Source organism: Sphingomonas arenae, from assembly GCF_016924655.1.
Taxonomy (GTDB): domain Bacteria; phylum Pseudomonadota; class Alphaproteobacteria; order Sphingomonadales; family Sphingomonadaceae; genus Sphingomicrobium; species Sphingomicrobium arenae.
Window position 1 is genome coordinate 241,188 of record NZ_JAFFJU010000003.1, and the last position, 16,393, is coordinate 257,580.

The 16,393-nt window shown below is 65.7% G+C and carries 20 protein-coding genes, 2 tRNA genes and 1 pseudogene; 17 read left to right on the top strand and 6 right to left on the bottom strand.

Annotated elements, in window-relative coordinates:
* Nucleotides 1–24: 24 nt before the first annotated feature.
* Together JT720_RS12550 and JT720_RS12555 are read left to right on the top strand one after the other, a co-directional pair.
* Nucleotides 25–1,206, top strand: coding sequence for a DUF47 family protein (locus JT720_RS12550; RefSeq protein WP_205481641.1), 1,182 nt, complete (start codon nucleotides 25–27; stop codon nucleotides 1,204–1,206).
* Nucleotides 1,206–2,219 carry an inorganic phosphate transporter gene (locus JT720_RS12555; RefSeq protein WP_205481642.1) on the top strand — a complete coding sequence of 338 codons (1,014 nt, stop codon included), beginning with the start codon at nucleotides 1,206–1,208 and terminating at the stop codon, nucleotides 2,217–2,219. The genes JT720_RS12550 and JT720_RS12555 overlap by 1 nt, the downstream gene beginning before the upstream one ends.
* A gap of 17 nt (nucleotides 2,220–2,236) precedes the next feature.
* Here the strand turns inward: JT720_RS12555 and JT720_RS12560 are convergent, their stop codons facing one another.
* A complete protein-coding gene (locus tag JT720_RS12560) occupies nucleotides 2,237–2,377 on the bottom strand; it encodes a hypothetical protein (RefSeq protein WP_205481643.1) in 141 nt (46 codons plus the stop codon).
* Nucleotides 2,378–2,593: 216 nt separating this feature from the next.
* On the opposite strand from JT720_RS12560, the gene clpX reads away from it, so the two are divergent.
* The 3 genes from clpX to JT720_RS12575 are packed head-to-tail and all read left to right on the top strand — an operon-like array spanning nucleotide 2,594 to nucleotide 5,163.
* Complete coding sequence (clpX, locus tag JT720_RS12565) at nucleotides 2,594–3,862, top strand: ATP-dependent Clp protease ATP-binding subunit ClpX (RefSeq protein ID WP_205481644.1); 1,269 nt, start codon at nucleotides 2,594–2,596, stop codon at nucleotides 3,860–3,862.
* Nucleotides 3,863–3,910: 48 nt separating this feature from the next.
* Entirely contained in the window at nucleotides 3,911–4,657 is a 747-nt protein-coding gene (locus JT720_RS12570) for a methyltransferase domain-containing protein (protein WP_205481645.1), read from the top strand.
* A complete protein-coding gene (locus tag JT720_RS12575; RefSeq protein ID WP_205481646.1) occupies nucleotides 4,654–5,163 on the top strand; it encodes a hypothetical protein in 510 nt (169 codons plus the stop codon). Before JT720_RS12570 ends, JT720_RS12575 begins: the two co-directional genes overlap by 4 nt.
* Here JT720_RS12575 and JT720_RS12580 read toward each other — a convergent pair.
* Nucleotides 5,160–5,366: a hypothetical protein gene (locus JT720_RS12580; protein ID WP_205481647.1), complete on the bottom strand. Its 207-nt coding sequence runs from the start codon at nucleotides 5,364–5,366 to the stop codon at nucleotides 5,160–5,162. The genes JT720_RS12575 and JT720_RS12580 overlap by 4 nt on opposite strands.
* Before the next feature lie 140 nt (nucleotides 5,367–5,506).
* Here JT720_RS12580 and lon point away from each other — a divergent pair, with 140 nt between their 5' ends.
* From lon to JT720_RS12595, 3 genes are all read left to right on the top strand, one after another.
* Nucleotides 5,507–7,909: an endopeptidase La gene (gene lon / locus JT720_RS12585; RefSeq protein ID WP_205481648.1), complete on the top strand. Its 2,403-nt coding sequence runs from the start codon at nucleotides 5,507–5,509 to the stop codon at nucleotides 7,907–7,909.
* 88 nt (nucleotides 7,910–7,997) lie between these two features.
* Nucleotides 7,998–8,270 carry an HU family DNA-binding protein gene (locus JT720_RS12590; RefSeq protein ID WP_205481649.1) on the top strand — a complete coding sequence of 91 codons (273 nt, stop codon included), beginning with the start codon at nucleotides 7,998–8,000 and terminating at the stop codon, nucleotides 8,268–8,270.
* Nucleotides 8,271–8,340: 70 nt separating this feature from the next.
* Nucleotides 8,341–8,415 (top strand) — tRNA-Val (locus tag JT720_RS12595).
* A 110-nt stretch (nucleotides 8,416–8,525) separates the two neighbouring features.
* Here the strand turns inward: JT720_RS12595 and JT720_RS12600 are convergent.
* Both JT720_RS12600 and JT720_RS12605 read right to left on the bottom strand, forming a co-directional pair.
* Nucleotides 8,526–9,203: a Crp/Fnr family transcriptional regulator gene (locus JT720_RS12600; protein WP_205481650.1), complete on the bottom strand. Its 678-nt coding sequence runs from the start codon at nucleotides 9,201–9,203 to the stop codon at nucleotides 8,526–8,528.
* A gap of 137 nt (nucleotides 9,204–9,340) precedes the next feature.
* Nucleotides 9,341–9,772, bottom strand: coding sequence for an HIT family protein (locus JT720_RS12605; protein ID WP_205481651.1), 432 nt, complete (start codon nucleotides 9,770–9,772; stop codon nucleotides 9,341–9,343).
* Nucleotides 9,773–9,869: 97 nt separating this feature from the next.
* Between JT720_RS12605 and JT720_RS12610 the strand changes: the two genes are divergently transcribed.
* The 9 genes from JT720_RS12610 to JT720_RS12645 all read left to right on the top strand — a co-directional run bounded on the left by JT720_RS12610 (nucleotide 9,870) and on the right by JT720_RS12645 (nucleotide 15,969).
* Nucleotides 9,870–9,946 (top strand) — tRNA-His (locus JT720_RS12610).
* Between the two features lie 25 nt (nucleotides 9,947–9,971).
* Complete coding sequence (locus JT720_RS12615; protein ID WP_205481652.1) at nucleotides 9,972–11,021, top strand: Glu/Leu/Phe/Val family dehydrogenase; 1,050 nt, start codon at nucleotides 9,972–9,974, stop codon at nucleotides 11,019–11,021.
* Between the two features lie 136 nt (nucleotides 11,022–11,157).
* On the top strand, nucleotides 11,158–11,874 hold the full coding sequence (ccmC, locus tag JT720_RS12620) for a heme ABC transporter permease CcmC (protein ID WP_205481653.1): 717 nt from the start codon (nucleotides 11,158–11,160) through the stop codon (nucleotides 11,872–11,874).
* Nucleotides 11,871–12,002: a hypothetical protein gene (locus JT720_RS14090; RefSeq protein WP_272873209.1), complete on the top strand. Its 132-nt coding sequence runs from the start codon at nucleotides 11,871–11,873 to the stop codon at nucleotides 12,000–12,002. The genes ccmC and JT720_RS14090 overlap by 4 nt, the downstream gene beginning before the upstream one ends.
* A complete protein-coding gene (ccmE, locus tag JT720_RS12625) occupies nucleotides 11,999–12,448 on the top strand; it encodes a cytochrome c maturation protein CcmE (protein WP_205481654.1) in 450 nt (149 codons plus the stop codon). The genes JT720_RS14090 and ccmE overlap by 4 nt, the downstream gene beginning before the upstream one ends.
* Entirely contained in the window at nucleotides 12,445–14,391 is a 1,947-nt protein-coding gene (locus tag JT720_RS12630) for a heme lyase CcmF/NrfE family subunit (RefSeq protein WP_205481655.1), read from the top strand. The genes ccmE and JT720_RS12630 overlap by 4 nt, the downstream gene beginning before the upstream one ends.
* Nucleotides 14,388–14,918 (top strand): DsbE family thiol:disulfide interchange protein, encoded by a 531-nt coding sequence (locus JT720_RS12635; RefSeq protein ID WP_205481656.1) that lies wholly within the window; start codon nucleotides 14,388–14,390, stop codon nucleotides 14,916–14,918. The genes JT720_RS12630 and JT720_RS12635 overlap by 4 nt, the downstream gene beginning before the upstream one ends.
* Nucleotides 14,915–15,325, top strand: coding sequence for a cytochrome c-type biogenesis protein CcmH (locus JT720_RS12640; RefSeq protein ID WP_205481657.1), 411 nt, complete (start codon nucleotides 14,915–14,917; stop codon nucleotides 15,323–15,325). The genes JT720_RS12635 and JT720_RS12640 overlap by 4 nt, the downstream gene beginning before the upstream one ends.
* Nucleotides 15,322–15,969 carry a tetratricopeptide repeat protein gene (locus tag JT720_RS12645; protein ID WP_205481658.1) on the top strand — a complete coding sequence of 216 codons (648 nt, stop codon included), beginning with the start codon at nucleotides 15,322–15,324 and terminating at the stop codon, nucleotides 15,967–15,969. The genes JT720_RS12640 and JT720_RS12645 overlap by 4 nt, the downstream gene beginning before the upstream one ends.
* A gap of 7 nt (nucleotides 15,970–15,976) precedes the next feature.
* On the opposite strand, the gene JT720_RS12650 is transcribed toward JT720_RS12645, so the two are convergent.
* Together JT720_RS12650 and JT720_RS13955 are read right to left on the bottom strand one after the other, a co-directional pair.
* Nucleotides 15,977–16,198, bottom strand: coding sequence for a DUF3072 domain-containing protein (locus JT720_RS12650; RefSeq protein ID WP_205481659.1), 222 nt, complete (start codon nucleotides 16,196–16,198; stop codon nucleotides 15,977–15,979).
* A gap of 66 nt (nucleotides 16,199–16,264) precedes the next feature.
* Nucleotides 16,265–16,393: pseudogene (locus tag JT720_RS13955) on the bottom strand (alanine dehydrogenase); the annotation flags it as partial.

Below are 16,393 nucleotides of genomic sequence, written 5' to 3' on the forward strand. Positions count from 1 at the left end.
CTTGCGCTTTCCGCCGTTCTTGTCATGGAACTGTCACATTCCACGTCCGAGTCCCGCTCGGGCCGTTTCACGAGGATCATCATTCGTCAGATCGCAGCCTTGCCGTACCGCGCGCGCGGACAGGGCATCGACGCACCCGTCGATGTGCTGCTCGTGACCTCGCGCGAGTCGCGACGCTGGGTCATCCCCAAGGGAAATCCGGAAGGTAGCCTGCCTCCGCATGCCGCGGCAGCCAAGGAGGCTGAGGAGGAAGCCGGTGTCCGCGGCGCAGCTTGCCCTACGCCCATCGGTTCCTTCCGCTATCGCAAGCGCCGCAAGACCGGGGCGAGCCTGATGTTCGACGTCGACGTCTACCCGCTCGCCGTCAGCCAGGAACTCGGAAGCTGGAAGGAAGCCAACGAGCGGGAGCGTCGCTGGTTCAGCCTGGCGGATGCAGCGAATGCGGTGGAGGAGAGCGACCTCGCGGCTCTCATCCGCTCCTTCAATGCCGCCGAGTTCAACGGCGCCACGCGTCAGAACGGCGTTCTCGCCGCGATGGCCGAGAAATCAAAGGTGGGTCCCATGTTTGCCTGGTTTCAGCGACTCCTCCCGCAGACCGGGGGCTTCTTCGAGCTGTTCGAAGCGCACGCAACAAGCGTGGTTGCGGCCGCGAACGCCCTTGGACGCCTGTTCGATGACGGGCCAGGGCGGGCCGAGCACATCCGGGAGATCAACGAACGCGAGCATGACGCGGACAACGTCATCCGTGAAATGCTTCACACCGTTCGCCGGACCTTCCTGACCCCGTTCGATCGCGGGGCGATCACCTCTTTGATCGCTTCCATGGACAATTCCGTGGACGAGATGCAGGCGGCCGCCAACGCGGTGGACCTGTTCGAGTTCGAGGCGTTCGAGCCGGAGATGCGAGACATGGTCGGCATCATCGTCGACTCGGCGCGCCTGATGGCGGAGGCGATCCCGCTCCTGCGGGACGTTGCAGCCAACGGCGCGCGGCTCCATGAACTGACCGAACGGCTGGTCCGGATGGAGGGCCACGCCGACGAGATCCACCGGGCCGGCGTCAAGGCCGCCTTCGAGCGCTACCGCAGTGGGGATGCGATGCCGTTCGTGGTCCGCCGCGAGATCTACAAGCATCTGGAACGCATCGTTGACGCCTTCGAGGACGTCGCCAACGAAATCGACGGCATCGTCATCGACCACAGCTGATGCACGAACTCGCTTTTCCACTGCTGGTCGGCCTGATCATCATCGCGCTGGCCTTCGACTTCCTCAATGGGCTTCACGATGCCGCGAATTCCATCGCAACGGTGGTGGCCACGCGTTTGCTGGGCCCGGTGCAGGCGGTCGGGTTCGCCGCCTTCTTCAACTTCGCGGCCTATTTCGTCACCCTGGCATTTCCGCAGCTCCACAAGGTGGCGGAGACGATTGGCAAGGGTCTGATCGACGCCAATGCGGTCACTCCGGCGCTGGTCTTCGCGGCCCTGATCGGGGCGATGTTCTGGAACGTCGTCACCTGGCTGAAGGGCATCCCGTCGTCGTCCAGCCATGCGCTGGTCGGCGGGATCCTCGGCGCGGGAATAGCTGCGGTCGGACTCGGCGAAGTCCAGTGGACGGGGGTCACCAAGACTGTCCTGTTCATCCCGCTGGCTCCGCTGCTCGGGATGACGGCCGCACTTGGCGTCATGCTGCTGAGCAGCTGGGCGGCGAACGGCGCTTCGCAGCGACGGGCAGAAGGCGCGTTCCGCGGGCTGCACCTCGTCTCCTCCGCAGCCTATTCGCTGGGGCACGGCCTCAACGATGCCCAGAAGACCATGGGGATCATCACCGTGCTGCTCTACTCCACCGGTTATCTGCACGGTGAGTTCGAGGTTCCTCATTGGGTGGCGATCAGCTGCTACATCGCGATCGGGCTCGGGACCCTGACTGGCGGCTGGAAGATCATCGAAACCATGGGCTCCAGGATCACCAAGCTCTCCCAGCATCAGGGCTTCGCGGCCTCGACCGGCGGGTCCATGCTGCTGTTCGGCGCAAGCTGGTTCGGGATCCCGGTCTCGACCACGCACACCATCACAGGCGCGGTGATCGGTGCAGGCGTCGCCCGCCGCGCATCCGCCGTCCGCTGGGGGGTGGCGCAGAGCGTCGTCATGGCCTGGATCATCACCATCCCCGCGTCTGGCGTGGTCGGAGCCCTGTTCTTCTGGCTGACGACGCTCTTCTAAGCCGCGCGGGGCAGGGTTCAGCCGCCCTTGCCGGTCTTCTTGCTGTTGCCCGAGCCGCTGCCGCCCTTGCCGCCGCCGCCGCGTCCGCCCGAACCGGCGTCCGTGCCGCCCTTCGAGGTCACTCCGCTGCCTTGGCCTCCAGCTGCTTTTTGCGCCATCTCACGTCTCCTTCCGCGCAGCCAACCGGCGGAAGGCACGAGGGTTCCTGCGAATACAAGGGTTTGCCCTTGTTGCGGCGTGTCGCTCCCTCCATATCGACGAGGAATCTTTCGGGGCGGGAAACACGTTAAGCCTTCCGAGAGTTTGATAATGCCACAAAGCCGGGTAGCATCCGGCACGACGGAGGCGTCCGCGCCTCACTGACAAGGACGATTATGACGAAGCTCTCCGGCGGCGACAGCAAGAGCACCCTGTACTGCTCCTTTTGCGGCAAGTCGCAGCACGAAGTCAGGAAGCTGATTGCCGGCCCGACCGTTTTCATCTGTGACGAATGCGTCGAGCTGTGCAACGACATCATTCGCGAGGAGTCCAAGTCGGCCCTCGTGAAGACCCGCGATGGCGTTCCGACGCCGGCGGAGATCTGCAAGGTGCTGGACGATTATGTCATCGGCCAGAACCGTGCGAAGCGTGTCCTCTCTGTCGCGGTGCACAACCACTACAAGCGGCTGAACCACGGCGCCAAGACCGGCAGCGAGGTCGAGCTTGCCAAGTCGAACATCCTGCTGATCGGCCCAACGGGCTGCGGCAAGACGCTGCTGGCCCAGACACTGGCGCGGATCCTCGACGTGCCGTTCACCATGGCGGATGCGACGACGCTTACCGAAGCCGGTTACGTCGGCGAGGATGTCGAGAACATCATCCTGAAGCTGCTGCAGGCCTCCGACTACAACGTCGAAAAGGCGCAGCGCGGCATCGTCTACATTGACGAGATCGACAAGATTTCGCGCAAATCGGACAATCCGTCGATCACCCGGGACGTGTCGGGCGAGGGCGTGCAGCAGGCGCTGCTGAAGCTCATGGAAGGCACCACGGCCTCGGTTCCGCCGCAGGGTGGCCGCAAGCATCCGCAACAGGAGTTCCTGCAGGTCGACACGACCAATATCCTGTTCATCTGTGGCGGCGCGTTCGCGGGTCTCGACAAGATCATCGGCGATCGCCTTCAGGGCAAGTCGATCGGCTTCGGAGCCCACGTCGCTGCTCCCGAGGAGCGGCGCACCGGCGAAGTGCTCAAGAGCTGCGAGCCGGAGGATCTGCTGAAGTTCGGTCTCATTCCGGAGTTCATCGGCCGTCTGCCGGTGATCGCGACGCTGGAAGACCTGGACGAGGGCGCGCTGGTCAAGATCCTGGTCGAGCCGAAGAACGCACTGGTCAAACAGTACCAGAAGCTGTTCGACATGGAGGACGTGGAGCTCGAATTCGCGGAGGAGGCACTGCACGCGGTCGCCCGCAAGGCGATCGAGCGCAAGACCGGCGCGCGCGGGCTTCGCTCCATCCTCGAGGCGATCCTGCTCGACACCATGTTCGACCTGCCCAGCATGGACGGCGTCGACGAGGTGCATGTCGACAAGGACGTGGTCGACGGTCGCAAGGAGCCGGTCCGGGTCTACGCCAAGAAGGAAAAGGCAGGTAGCGACGCGGCCTGACGTGCTGCCGAACGGGTCTGAATTCCTGATGGTAGGAGAGGGCGGTCGGTGAACGATCGACCGTTCCTCGACCTCTTCTCCGGTCACGCCGAGCTTTATGCTCAGGCCCGCCCGACTTATCCGCCAAGCTTGATGCCGGAGATTGCCGCTCTTGCTCCCGGTCGAACCCGGGCGTGGGATGCGGGTACGGGGAACGGGCAGTCTGCCCATCTACTCGCGGGTCACTTCGACCACGTTCATGCGACCGACGCCAGCGAACAGCAGATCGCGCACGCCCAGCCGCACCCGCGTGTTCACTTCGCTGTCGAACCCGCGGAGCGCTGCTCGCTCGCAAGTGGAAGCTGCGACCTCGTCCTCGTGGCGCAGGCCCTGCACTGGTTCGACCTTGATGCCTTCTACGCGGAGGCCCGCCGCGTCCTGAAACCGGGTGGCGTGCTTGCAGCCATCGGCTACGGATGGTTCTACGTTGACCCGCAAGTTGACGAAGTGGTCGGCCGCACCCTGCTGAAGCCACTTGAGCCCTATTGGGCCAGCAACAACTGGCTGCTGGTCGACGGCTATCGCACGATCCCGTTCCCCGGCGAGGAAGTCCGCTGCGCCCCAGCGGCCATGCACCTCGCCTGGTCGCGCGAGCAGCTGGTGGATTACGTCCGAAGCTGGTCGGCTTTCCGACGCTGGACCGACGCTGATCCGGCTGCGTGGAACAAGGTGCTCGTTGAACTCACGCGCGTCTGGCCGGACGAGCAGGTGCGGCACGTGTTCATGCCCATCGTGACCCGGGTCGCCCGGCTATGAACGCGGTTGTTCCTCCGGCCAAAAGCTGGGGACCGCTCGCCGCCTTGTTCCCCGCACGGCTGTTCCGTGCCGATCAACCCGCCACCTACCTGACAATCGCGTGGCTGATGACCTTCCTGCCCTCGATCGCGCTGTCCGCGCTGGTCAACGCCACACTGAGTGACGTGGCGCAGCCCGAATTCCCTAATGGAAGCTGGCGGATCTTCTTTCTCGTGGTGGTCTTCGCGCCCGTCACGGAGACGCTGATCATGGGCTCCGTTCTGCTCGTCCTACGGACGTTTCTTCCCCCCGGCGGCGCCGTGCTCGTGAGCGCCGCCGGCTGGGGCATTGCGCATTCCCTCCAGGCCGCCGCCTGGGGCCTCATCATCTGGTGGCCGTTCCTGATCTTCTCGACGGCCTTCCTGGTGTGGCGGGAGCGCAGCCTGCTGACCGCTTTCACGCTGGTCAGCCTGCTGCACGCCCTCCACAATCTGCTGCCCGCGCTGGGGCTGGTTCTCGCGCCTTAGCTGTCTCGATCCGTTTCGCCACGACCATGGATCGGAGCGCCCAGCTTGCGAGCGATCCGCTCGATCTCTTCGTCGCTGGGCAGGGGAATGGCTTCCTGCCCCGGAGTGGCCGCTTCATCCGGGATGCCCGGTCCGGTCCCGGCGATCGTTTCGTTGATCGCCGCTTCGTTCGGGCCGGTGCTGATCTTCTCACGTGGTTCCATCGAGCGCCTCCTGACTTCAAGGGACACAAGCGAAGCGGGAATGGGTCTGTTCCCCTCGCGACGACCAATCGATTGATTGGACCGCTCACTGGCACCATATGGAAGGCAGAGGCGGGCCGCCTGGCCCAGAGGAGTTTTCGTTGACGTCGACTTTCCCCATCCTGCCGCTTCGCGACATCGTGGTCTTCCCGCAGCGCATCGTGCCGCTGTTCGTTGGGCGCGAGAAGTCGGTCGCGGCGCTGGAGGCCGCGATGGCGGCCGACAAGCACATCTTCCTGGTGGCCCAGCTCGACCCGGCCGAGGACGATCCAGACCGGGATGCGCTCTATGACCTGGGCGTCGTCGCGACTGCGATGCAGCTGCTCAAGCTGCCGGACGGAACCGTTCGCGTGCTGGTCGAGGGCGTCCGTCGGGCGCGCCTCGTCGCCCTCAACGAAGCCGACGGCTACCTGACCGCGGAGGTCGAGGACGTGGCGGACGAGCCCGCCGATGGCACGGAAGCGCAGGCCCTGATGCGCTCCGTCATCGACCAGTTCGAGAATTACGCCAAGCTCAACAAGCGCTTGCCGGCGGAAACTACGATCCAGCTTGGCGAGATCGAGGACGCCTCTGTCCTTGCCGACGCGGTCGCCTCCAACCTGTCCGTCAAGGTTGCTGACAAGCAGGCATTGCTCGGCGAACTCAATCCGGCTCGCCGGTTGGAGATGGTCTTCGCCTTCATGGAAGGCGAGCTCGGCGTGCTGCAGGTCGAGAAGAAGATTCGCAGCCGCGTGAAGCGGCAGATGGAGAAGACCCAGCGCGAATATTACCTCAACGAACAGTTGAAGGCGATCCAGCGCGAACTGGGCAATGACGACGGGGAGGGCGGCGACGAGCTGCAGGAACTCGCCCAGAAGATCCGCAAGACGCGCCTCAGCAAGGAAGCGCGCGCTCGCGCGAACGCAGAGCTCAAGAAGCTCAAGGGCATGGCGCCGATGAGCGCGGAGGCGACCGTTGCCCGCAACTACCTCGACGTGCTGCTCGGCCTTCCCTGGGGCAAGAAGTCACGCCTGAAGCGCGACATCGCCGAGGCCCAGCAGGTGCTCGACGAGGACCATTATGGGCTGGAAAAGGTCAAGGACCGCATCGTGGAGTATCTCGCGGTGCAGGCTCGGACCAACCGCCTGAAGGGCCCGATCCTGTGTCTCGTCGGACCTCCGGGCGTCGGCAAGACCTCGCTCGGCCGCTCCATCGCGAAGGCAACTGGGCGCGAGTTCGTTCGCCAGTCCCTTGGCGGCGTTCGCGACGAGGCGGAGATCCGCGGTCACCGCCGGACCTACATCGGCTCGCTGCCCGGCAAGATCATTTCGAATCTCAAAAAGGCGGGGACTAGCAACCCGCTCTTCCTGCTCGACGAGATCGACAAGCTCGGCCAGGATTTCCGCGGCGACCCCGCGTCGGCCCTGCTCGAGGTGCTGGACCCGGAGCAGAACAGCAAGTTCCAGGATCATTATCTGGAGCTCGACTACGACCTAAGCGACGTCATGTTCGTGACGACCGCCAACTCGCTCGACATGCCCCAGCCGCTGCTCGACCGCATGGAGATCATCCGGCTCGAGGGATATACCGAGGACGAAAAGGTCGAGATCGCGCGCCGTCACCTCATCCCCAAGCAGATGGAGGCGCATGGCCTGAAGGTCGAGGAGCTGACCTTCAACGACGATGGCCTGCGCGCCGTCCTGCGCTACTACACGCGCGAAGCCGGCGTGCGCACGCTCGAGCGGGAACTCGCCAAGGTCGCCCGCAAGGCGCTGCGGCAGATCCTGGAAGGCAAGTACGAAAGCGTCACCGTTACCGAAGAGAACCTCCAGGATTTCCTGGGCGTGCGGCGCTACCGTTACGGGGTCGGGGAGGAGGAGGATCAGGTCGGCGCAGTGACCGGCCTCGCCTGGACCGAGGTCGGCGGTGAACTGCTGACGATCGAAGCGGTGACCGTACCCGGCAAGGGCCAGATCCGGACCACGGGCAAGCTTGGCGAGGTCATGCAGGAGTCCGTCCAGGCCGCGATGAGCTTCGTTAAGGCCCGAGCGCCCGCGTTCGGGGTCAAGCCTTCGATCTTCGCCCGCAAGGATATCCACGTCCACTTGCCGGAAGGTGCGGTACCCAAGGATGGTCCGTCAGCGGGCATCGGCATGGTCACGGCTATGATCTCGACTCTGACCGGCGTGCCGGTGCGGCGGGACGTCGCGATGACCGGCGAGGTCACCTTGCGCGGACGCGTGCTGCCGATCGGCGGCCTCAAGGAGAAGCTGCTCGCGGCACTTCGTGGCGGCATCACCACCGTCCTGATCCCGAAGGAAAACGAGAAGGATCTCGCGGAGCTTCCGGCGAACGTGACAAGCGGGCTCCGGATCATCCCGGTCGAGCATGTCGACGAGGTGCTCGTCGCCGCCCTTGCCGAGAAGTTGCAGCCGATCGAGTGGACCGATGCGGATGAGCATGCCGCGGAGCCGCCGCCTCATCCGCACGGCACGGCGACAGCCGGACAGAGCCTGCCTCACTAAGGATAGCGTCAGCACCCCCATCGGCGTTATGGGGGTGCAATTCCGCCCGACTCTTCGGGCCAGTTCAAGCATTGCGGGACATAGGGGAATGAACAAGCAGGATCTGATCACCCAGGTCGCGGACCGGGCCGGGTTGAATCGCAACGATGCGGCCCGTGCGGTGGAGACGATGCTGGAGACGATCACGCTCGCCCTCAAGCGAGGTGACGAGGTCCGGCTGGTTGGCTTCGGCAACTTCTCCGTCACGCGGAGGAAGGCCTCTGTCGGGCGCAACCCGCGGACCGGCGAGCCCTTGCAGATCGAGTCCAGCGCGCAGCCGAAGTTCCGGCCGGGCAAGGTGCTCAAGGAAGCCGTTCAATAACTCGATTGCGGGGCTGATGGAGGGTGGACAGAGCCATGCTCACCCTCTATCCGCCGCTGCCGCGGGGTGTGGGCGCGTAGCTCAGTGGTAGAGCACACCCTTCACACGGGTGGGGTCGCAAGTTCAATCCTTGCCGCGCCCACCACGCCCCGCATGTCGCCACTGGTCGGTTAGCACCCCCCGCATCGCTCCGGCGCCATACGGCAGCCGGTACGACGCGTCCCCGCACGGGGGCACGCGTCGTATAGGCGTGGCCTAGTTCAGATATTGAGGTTGGAAGCTCGCCACCCGCTGCAGTTCCGGCCAGTCGCAGAAGATGATCTCCCGCCCGTCGCGGCGGATGAGGCCCTGCCGCTCGAGGTCCGCGAACACCCGGTTCACGTTCACGCTGGTTTGGCCCGTGATGTCGGCGATCTGCTGCTGCGTGAACGGATTGACCAGGCGCGGGGAGTCGCCGCTCTTGCCGGATCGTGCAACGGTTTCGCACAGCAGATGTGCAACCCGCGCCGTAGAGTCCCGCCGGCCGCAGTTGACCAGCCACTCATAGCCGATCGCCGTATGACGTTGGCTAAGCTTCCAGAAGAATTTCGACAGATCGGGATTGGCGTCGACGATCGGATCGAAATCCCTGGACGAGCCTACCAGGACCTCGCTTCGGACAATCGCCTGGATGCCATAGTCGGCCTTGCCCTCGCGCGGCAGGATGCCATCACCGGCGAACCGGAGAGCCACGATCTGACGCCGCCCTGCGCCATCAGTTTTGAACTTGGACAGGATGCCTTGACGCACGAACAGCACTTCGTCGCGAGCGACGCCCTGCTCCCGGAACGGACGTCGCGGGTCCACCTGAATAACCTTGTGCGGCATGTCTTCCAGGAGCTTGGCCAACTTGGGGGCCAGTCCCGCCTTGATGAGAGTATCGCCGAGAGGCATGGACTGCCCCTCAACGCCTCTTGAACGTTGTACCATCGATATTCCTGCCTCTGCCCCTCGGGAGATATTATCACCGAAAGGAAGAGCCTCCCGCAAGCGTTATGATTTCGGCTGCAAACCGCCGATATTCAATTTCTTTATGCTACCGACGAGTCGGTTAGGCGCTTCAAAGCGGCAAGAACCGAATCGTGCAAGGGGGTTGTTCTGGTGAGATCGGGAGGACCGGGCCAGGCCGAGTCGGGAAAGTCCATACCGTCGAACTGCCTTGGCGTGGAATAGCGAGGGATGATGTGGAAGTGCACGTTTGGGTCCACCATCATCAGCATCAGGTAGTTGATCCGGTCGAAGCTGACGAAGCGCCGAAGCAAGTCCTCGGCGGCTGCGACCATCTTCCCCTGCTCGACGAACGCGTCCGCCGGCAGCGCGCCGTATGCATTGGCCTCCGACCTCGAGCAGAGCACCAGACTGCCGAGCGTAACCTGTGCCGGCCGTGCAAGCAGGGCCCAGTGACGGCCTTGCATCAACAGGGTTCGAGGATAGCCGAACTTCGTCATCGTCGCATTGGTCATGGGGCCCAGCTTCGCTTGCCAAGGAAAGCCCTGGACCTTAAGGGGCTCGCGCGCCTTGCCAAGCTCTGGCTTCGAGCCCAGGTGAGGCAACATCGCGGCGATCGTAGCTCAGCTGGTTAGAGCATCGGTTTGTGGTACCGAGGGTCGCGGGTTCAAGTCCCGTCGGTCGCCCCATTTCCTCTCATTCAGTGGAACATCCATGACCACGCTTTGGGGTTTGCCCGACTTTGACGCGCACGAGGCCGTGCATCTCGTCACCGACCAGAAGACCGGCCTTCGGGCGATCATCGCGATGCACTCCACCCATCTCGGTCCGGCCGCGGGCGGCTGCCGCTTCTGGCACTATGCGGACGATGCCGATGCGCTGACGGACGCGCTTCGCCTGTCGCGGGGCATGAGCTTCAAGAACGCCATGGCCGGCCTGCCGCTCGGCGGGGGCAAGGGCGTGATCCTGGCGGACGCGAACCGGACCAAGACTCCCGAGATGATGGCGGCGTTCGGGCGCGCCGTGAATTCGCTGGGAGGCAAGTACGTCACGGCCGAGGACGTCGGCATCAACGTCGCCGACATGACCTCGGTCAGCCAGCAGACCCGCTACGTTGCGGGGCTTCCGGTGGAGGAGGGTGCCGTCGGCGGCGACCCGGGCCCGCATACCTCATTGGGCGTCTTTCTCGGGATCAAGGCGGCCGTTCGCCGGGCCCTTGGCAAGAGCAGCCTTCAAGGGCTGCACATCGCCCTGCAGGGCGCCGGAAGTGTCGCAAGTGGCGTCGCCATGCATGCCGCCGCCGAAGGTGCCCGGCTCTCCATCGCTGACGTGGATGCCGACCGCGCGCAGAAGCTCGCCGCCGCGACCGGAGCGGAGGTGGTTGCACCCTCCGACATCATGACCCTGGAAGCCGACGTGCTCAGTCCGAATGCACTGGGGGCCATCCTCGACGCCGAGAGCATCGCCGCCCTGCGCGTGCCGATCGTCGCGGGCGGCGCGAACAACCAGCTCGCCAGCCGAGAAGACGGTGCGCGGCTCATGGAGCGCGGCATCCTCTACGCACCCGATTACGTGATCAATGCCGGCGGAATCATCAACGTAAGCACCGAGTATCTGAAGGACGGTGACGCTTCCGTGGTCCGCAGCCGGATCGAGGGTATTCCGGAGCGGCTGGAGACCATCTGGTCGGAGAGCCAGGCGTCTGGCCGCGATCCGGCGACCGTGGCCGACGCGATGGCCATGAAGCTGATCGGGCGCGCCTAAGGACTTTTCCGGACTGGCGCTATGTCGGCCGATCGGGTCTGAGCTCTGGAACAGGGACAATCCGGTCGGTCGGCCGCTCGCCAGCGGCGGTTCGTCTGGCATGTCCGCACTCATCGCACTACATACCGCTCGCCCCATGCACCGCTTTGCCAATCCCACGCGCTTTCTTCGCATCGCCCGGCCGGCCACTACGTGGCTGCTGGCGATCGGCGCCGTGTTGACGGCGGTTGGCGTGGTGGGCGCCTTGTCGGTGATTCCGCCCGACTACCTCCAGGGGGAAACCGTCCGGATCCTCCACATCCATGTTCCGGCCGCCTGGCTCGGAATGGGCGGCTGGACGGGGTTGGCCGTCGCGTCGCTGATGCAGATCGTCTGGCGTCACCCGCTTGCGGCGGTCGCCGGGCGCGCCATCGCGCCGGTCGGGGCCGCTTTTACGGCATTGTGTCTGCTTACCGGCTCGATCTGGGGTCGGCCTACCTGGGGCACCTGGTGGGAATGGGACGGACGCCTCACGTCCATGCTCCTGCTGCTGTTCCTTTACTTCGGCTACATCGCCCTGTCCGCCGCCGAGCGGGAGCGCGGGCCAGATGGCCGCCTTGCCGCCATTTTTGGCCTCGTGGGCGCGGTGAATCTGCCGATCATCCACTTCTCGGTCCAGTGGTGGAACACGCTTCACCAGGGCGAGAGCATCGAACTCACCGGCACCAGCATCGCGCCCGAACTCCTCTGGCCGCTGCCCTTCACCATGCTCGGCTTCTCGGCCCTGTTCGGCGCCGTGGTCCTGATGCGCATGCGGACCGAGCTTGCCGAGACGAAGATCGAGGCTCGCCTCAGAAGGACCGCGAGCGAATGAACCAATGGGCTTTCGTGATCGCGGCCTATGCCGTGACCCTGGGCGGAACCGCGGCGCTGACCGCTTGGGCGCTTGCGGGCATGCGCCGCGCCGAGGCGGCCGCGGAACAGCTGCGCGAGCGTCGATGAGGGTGCGGTCCAAGCACCAGCGGCTGGTGCTCGTCCTGCTCGCCATGATGGCGCTCATCGGGGCCGTCCTGCTCGCCATGTGGGGCCTGCAAGATCGCGCCGCTTACTTCATGACGCCGCAGGACATCGCCGCCGGCCGTGCCCAGCCGGGTCAGCCGCTGCGCCTCGGCGGCATGGTCCAGCAGGGCAGCGTGGACAAGCAAGCGGACGGCGTGACCGTTGCCTTCACGGTCTACGACGGCCCGGCCACGGTTCCCGTGCGCTTCCGCGGCATCCTGCCTGACCTGTTCAAGGAGAACAGCGGCGTCGTCGCGGAAGGCCGGCTCGGCCCAGACGGAGTTTTCGTCGCCGACAACATCCTCGCCAAGCATGACGAGCGCTACATGCCGCCGCAGATGGGCAACGTCAGTGCGGAGCGCGCGACGGAGCAGACGCTGGCGCAATGATCGCGGAAGCCGGCCTCGCCGCGCTGTGGCTCGCCGCCGCGCTCAGCCTCCTGCAACTGGCGGTGGCGCTCGCGGGTCGTCGCCTCGGCGATACGCGCGCCATCGTGGCGCCGGTGGCCGTCGCTCAGGGCCTGCTGACCCTGTTCTCCTTCGCCATGCTCATCTGGCTGTTCGTGCGCACCGACCTGTCCGTCGAGCTGGTCGCCGCCAACAGCCACAGCGCCAAGCCCTTCATCTACAAGCTCTCGGCCGCGTGGGGGAACCACGAAGGGTCCATGCTCCTCTGGGTGACCGTGCTCGCCGTCGCGGGCGCGGCCATGGCCCTGCTGGAGCGCCGCCTGCCCGAACGCGCGCTGCATGCGGCCTTAGGGGCCCAGGCAGCGCTGGGATTGGGCTTCTTCGGCTTCCTCCTGATGGCCTCCAATCCGTTCGCCCGCCTCAACCCGGCACCGGTGGAGGGGAGGGGGCTCAACCCGCTGCTCCAGGATCCCGGCCTCGCCTTCCACCCGCCCACCCTCTACTTCGGCTATGTCGGTCTCTCCGTAGCCTTCAGCCTCGCCGTTGGGGCGCTGATCACGCGCGACGTCGGTCCGGCTCTTGCCCGCGCCATGCGGCCCTGGGTGCTCGGCGCCTGGGTCCTCCTGACCATCGGCATCACCGCCGGAAGTTACTGGGCCTATTACGAGCTGGGCTGGGGCGGCTGGTGGTTCTGGGATCCGGTCGAGAACGCCTCCCTCATGCCGTGGCTCGCCGCGACGGCGCTGCTCCACTCCGTGAACGTGCTCGCCGCCAGGAACGGCTTGCGCGCTTGGACGCTGATGCTGGCGGTCGTCGCCTTCTCCATGTCGATGATTGGCACCTTCCTTGTGCGCTCCGGCATCCTCACGTCCGTGCACAGCTTTGCCGTCGATCCCGAGCGCGGCGCCTTCATTCTCGCGCTCCTGGTCATCTACGTCGGCGGTGCGCTCGGCATCTTCGCCGCCCGGATCAGCACAGTGCGCGAAGGCGCCCGGTTCGACGTGGTGAGCCGCGAAGCCGGGCTGGTCGGCAATAACTTGCTGCTCAGCGTCCTGCTTGGAACCGTGTTCATCGGCACCTTCTACCCGATCGCCGCGGAGGCCATGGGGTATGCGGTGTCGATCGGCGCTCCCTATTTCAACCTGGTCACATCGCCGCTGGTCCTGCTGCTCGGCTTCCTGCTGTTCGTCGGGCCGCTGCTGCGGTGGCGGCACGACGGAGGACGCATCTTGCGGCGCGCCACGCTCCCGCTTGTCGTGACGGTGCTGACGTTCCTCGTCCTGTTCGCAGTCGCTCCGGGCATGAGCATCCTTGCCCGTCTCGGCTTGGCGGTGGCCGCCGGCTTGGCAATCGCCAGCATTCTGCCGCTGGTCGACCGCAAGCTTACGCGCACTCCGCTCGCAACTTGGGGAATGGTCACCGCGCATCTCGGAGTAGCCGTCGCCATGACCGGGGCCGCCGCGGACGCCAGCTTCACCAAGGAACGGCTCGCTGCGGTTCGCGTCGGCGACACTCTCGAGGTCGGCCCTTGGCAGGTTCGACTGGCTTCGATCGAGCCCGTGGCGGGACCGAACTGGACTGCGCTCGAGGCCAAGCTCGAGGCGCGGCGCAGTGGCGGATCCCCGGTGATTCTCAAGCCGCAGAGCCGCTACTTCTCCGATCCGCCCACCGAGACGAACGAAGCCGCGATCGACACCCTTCTCGACGGCCAGCTGTACACCGTGCTCGGCCGCCAGGATGAGAGTGGTCGCTGGCAGCTGCGTCTCTGGTGGAAGCCGCTGGTTACCTTCATCTGGCTCGGCGGTGCGCTGATCGCGCTGGGCGGCCTCCTTGCACTGATCGGCCGGCTCTGGCGCGAACGCCGTCGCAAGCCGGTGCACGCCGATCCGGAGCCCGTCCATGCAGACGCCGAGGTGCTCGCATGAACCGGCGCCTCTGGCTCGCGCTGCCGCTGATCGTGTTCGCCCTGTTCGTCCTGGCGGTCGGTTGGCGTCTCAGCGATCCACCGGATCCCACCGTCAAGTCACGGCTCGTCGGCCAGCCGGTGCCCCAGTTCACTCTTCCGCCCGCGATCCCGGGCAAGGCGCCACTGTCCTCCGCGGACCTGGCCGGGAAGGGGCCTCGCCTCGTGAACCTCTTCGCCAGCTGGTGCGTCCCCTGCATCGGGGAGGCGCCCGTGCTGATGCAGCTGCGCCGGCAAGGCGTGCAGATCGACGGCATTGCTATCCGCGATGCGCCTGCCGATGTCGCCGAGTTCCTGAGCCGTCATGGCGACCCGTTCGTTCGGGTCGGGGGCGACATGCGCAGCCAGGTGCAGATGGCGCTGGGCTCGTCCGGCGTGCCGGAAAGCTTCATCATCGATGGCAGCGGGGTCATCCGCTACCAGCACGTCGGCCCACTGACGGACGCGGACTTGCCGACCATCCTGACCGAGCTGGAGAAGGCGCGGTGAGGGTCTGGCTCGCTTCATTGACCCTCGCCCTCGCCAGCCCCGCGCTGGCCGACAGCGCACAGCCCGCCTCTCCCTATGCCTACCAACAGCTGGAGGATCCTAGGCAGGAGGCCCAGGCCAAGGCTCTGATGGCGGAGCTGCGTTGTCTCGTCTGCCAGGGGCAATCGATCGCGGACAGCGATGCCGAACTCGCCGGGGACATGCGGAGCCTCGTTCGGGAGCGGATCAAGGCCGGTGAAAGCCCGGAGCAGGTCCGTAGCTGGCTGATCAGCCGTTATGGAGAATGGGTCAGCTACAAGCCCGGCCTTTCGCCGGAAACCCTGTTTCTCTGGGTAGCGCCGCTACTGCTGGTCCTTGCCGGTGGCATGCTCGCGGCAGGACAGTTCAAGCGTCGGCGGCGATCATGAACGGGCTTCTGATCTTTGTTGGCCTGCTCGTTCTGGTTGCAGCCGGATTGTGGTGGCTGGGCCGGCTGCGCGGTGCGGCTCTTCAGCTGGTGATCGCAGCGCTGCTCGTCGGCGGGGCAGGTTACGCGCGGCAGGGCCGGCCAACCCTGTCAGGGGCGCCCAAGAGCTCCAGTCAGCGCTCTGCCCCGATGCCGCTGACTGCCGCGCGGCAGGCGATGCTGGGGCAATTCAACCAGACTGGTCGCTGGCTTATGATGGCGGACAGTTTCGCAGCGCGCGGCAAGACCGGAGAGGCGGTCGGCATCGTGCGCGCGGGGCTTCGCCAGCATCCGGAGGATGCCGGGCTGTGGGTGGGCCTGGGCAATGCTCTGGTCGATCATGCCGGGATGCTTACGCCGGCGGCGGAGTTCGCTTTCGCCCGGGCGCGTCAGCTGGCGCCACGCCATCCCGCGCCGCTGTTCTTCCGCGGCCTGGCGCTCGCCCGATCCGGCCAGCGGGACGAAGCGCTCAAGTCCTGGAATCAGGCTTTGGCCCTGACGCCGACGGGAACGGCCTACCGGCCGATGATCGTCGGCGGGATCGCCGTGCTCGAAGGCCGGGCCGAGCCGCTCCCGTCGTCCCCGGAGCCCGCCACCGGCGAATGAGCCGGGGCTATTCGCCCCGGCCCGTCTTCTCCTGAAGCGCGTCGATCTTCTTCGACGCGTCCGCCTTGTTGAGGTCGGGGTCGAATTCTTCTCCAGCCTCTTCGCTCAAGGTCTGCAGGTACGATGCCTGCGCGCCGGTCATCGGTTCGTCACCCGTGACCCAATGGTCCGGGTCCTTGACAGCGTTGCCGGTCGGATGAGCCTTCGGATTGTCGTCGATCTTGTCCATGATTCCTACACCATTTCAATCATTTGAGCCGATGCAGGAACGTGGACGTTCTTGTATTGTTCCGACCTACGCCGCCGCTTCGAACGGCAGGTCGAGGGCTTCGGCGACGGCCTGGTGGCGGATCTTGCCGTCCGACACGTTGAGGCCGTTGGCGAGGTGCGGGTCCTGGCGCATCGCTTCGGTCGCGCCCAGGTT

Coding starts and splice junctions, on each gene's coding strand:
- JT720_RS12550 (WP_205481641.1), top strand. CDS start 25: ATGGAACTGTCACATTCCACGTCCGAGTCCCGCTCGGGCCGTTTCACG.
- JT720_RS12555 (WP_205481642.1), top strand. CDS start 1,206: ATGCACGAACTCGCTTTTCCACTGCTGGTCGGCCTGATCATCATCGCG.
- JT720_RS12560 (WP_205481643.1), bottom strand. CDS start 2,377: ATGGCGCAAAAAGCAGCTGGAGGCCAAGGCAGCGGAGTGACCTCGAAG.
- clpX (WP_205481644.1), top strand. CDS start 2,594: ATGACGAAGCTCTCCGGCGGCGACAGCAAGAGCACCCTGTACTGCTCC.
- JT720_RS12575 (WP_205481646.1), top strand. CDS start 4,654: ATGAACGCGGTTGTTCCTCCGGCCAAAAGCTGGGGACCGCTCGCCGCC.
- JT720_RS12580 (WP_205481647.1), bottom strand. CDS start 5,366: ATGGAACCACGTGAGAAGATCAGCACCGGCCCGAACGAAGCGGCGATC.
- JT720_RS12590 (WP_205481649.1), top strand. CDS start 7,998: ATGAACAAGCAGGATCTGATCACCCAGGTCGCGGACCGGGCCGGGTTG.
- JT720_RS12600 (WP_205481650.1), bottom strand. CDS start 9,203: ATGCCTCTCGGCGATACTCTCATCAAGGCGGGACTGGCCCCCAAGTTG.
- JT720_RS12605 (WP_205481651.1), bottom strand. CDS start 9,772: ATGACCAATGCGACGATGACGAAGTTCGGCTATCCTCGAACCCTGTTG.
- JT720_RS12615 (WP_205481652.1), top strand. CDS start 9,972: ATGACCACGCTTTGGGGTTTGCCCGACTTTGACGCGCACGAGGCCGTG.
- ccmC (WP_205481653.1), top strand. CDS start 11,158: ATGCACCGCTTTGCCAATCCCACGCGCTTTCTTCGCATCGCCCGGCCG.
- JT720_RS14090 (WP_272873209.1), top strand. CDS start 11,871: ATGAACCAATGGGCTTTCGTGATCGCGGCCTATGCCGTGACCCTGGGC.
- ccmE (WP_205481654.1), top strand. CDS start 11,999: ATGAGGGTGCGGTCCAAGCACCAGCGGCTGGTGCTCGTCCTGCTCGCC.
- JT720_RS12630 (WP_205481655.1), top strand. CDS start 12,445: ATGATCGCGGAAGCCGGCCTCGCCGCGCTGTGGCTCGCCGCCGCGCTC.
- JT720_RS12635 (WP_205481656.1), top strand. CDS start 14,388: ATGAACCGGCGCCTCTGGCTCGCGCTGCCGCTGATCGTGTTCGCCCTG.
- JT720_RS12645 (WP_205481658.1), top strand. CDS start 15,322: ATGAACGGGCTTCTGATCTTTGTTGGCCTGCTCGTTCTGGTTGCAGCC.
- JT720_RS12650 (WP_205481659.1), bottom strand. CDS start 16,198: ATGGACAAGATCGACGACAATCCGAAGGCTCATCCGACCGGCAACGCT.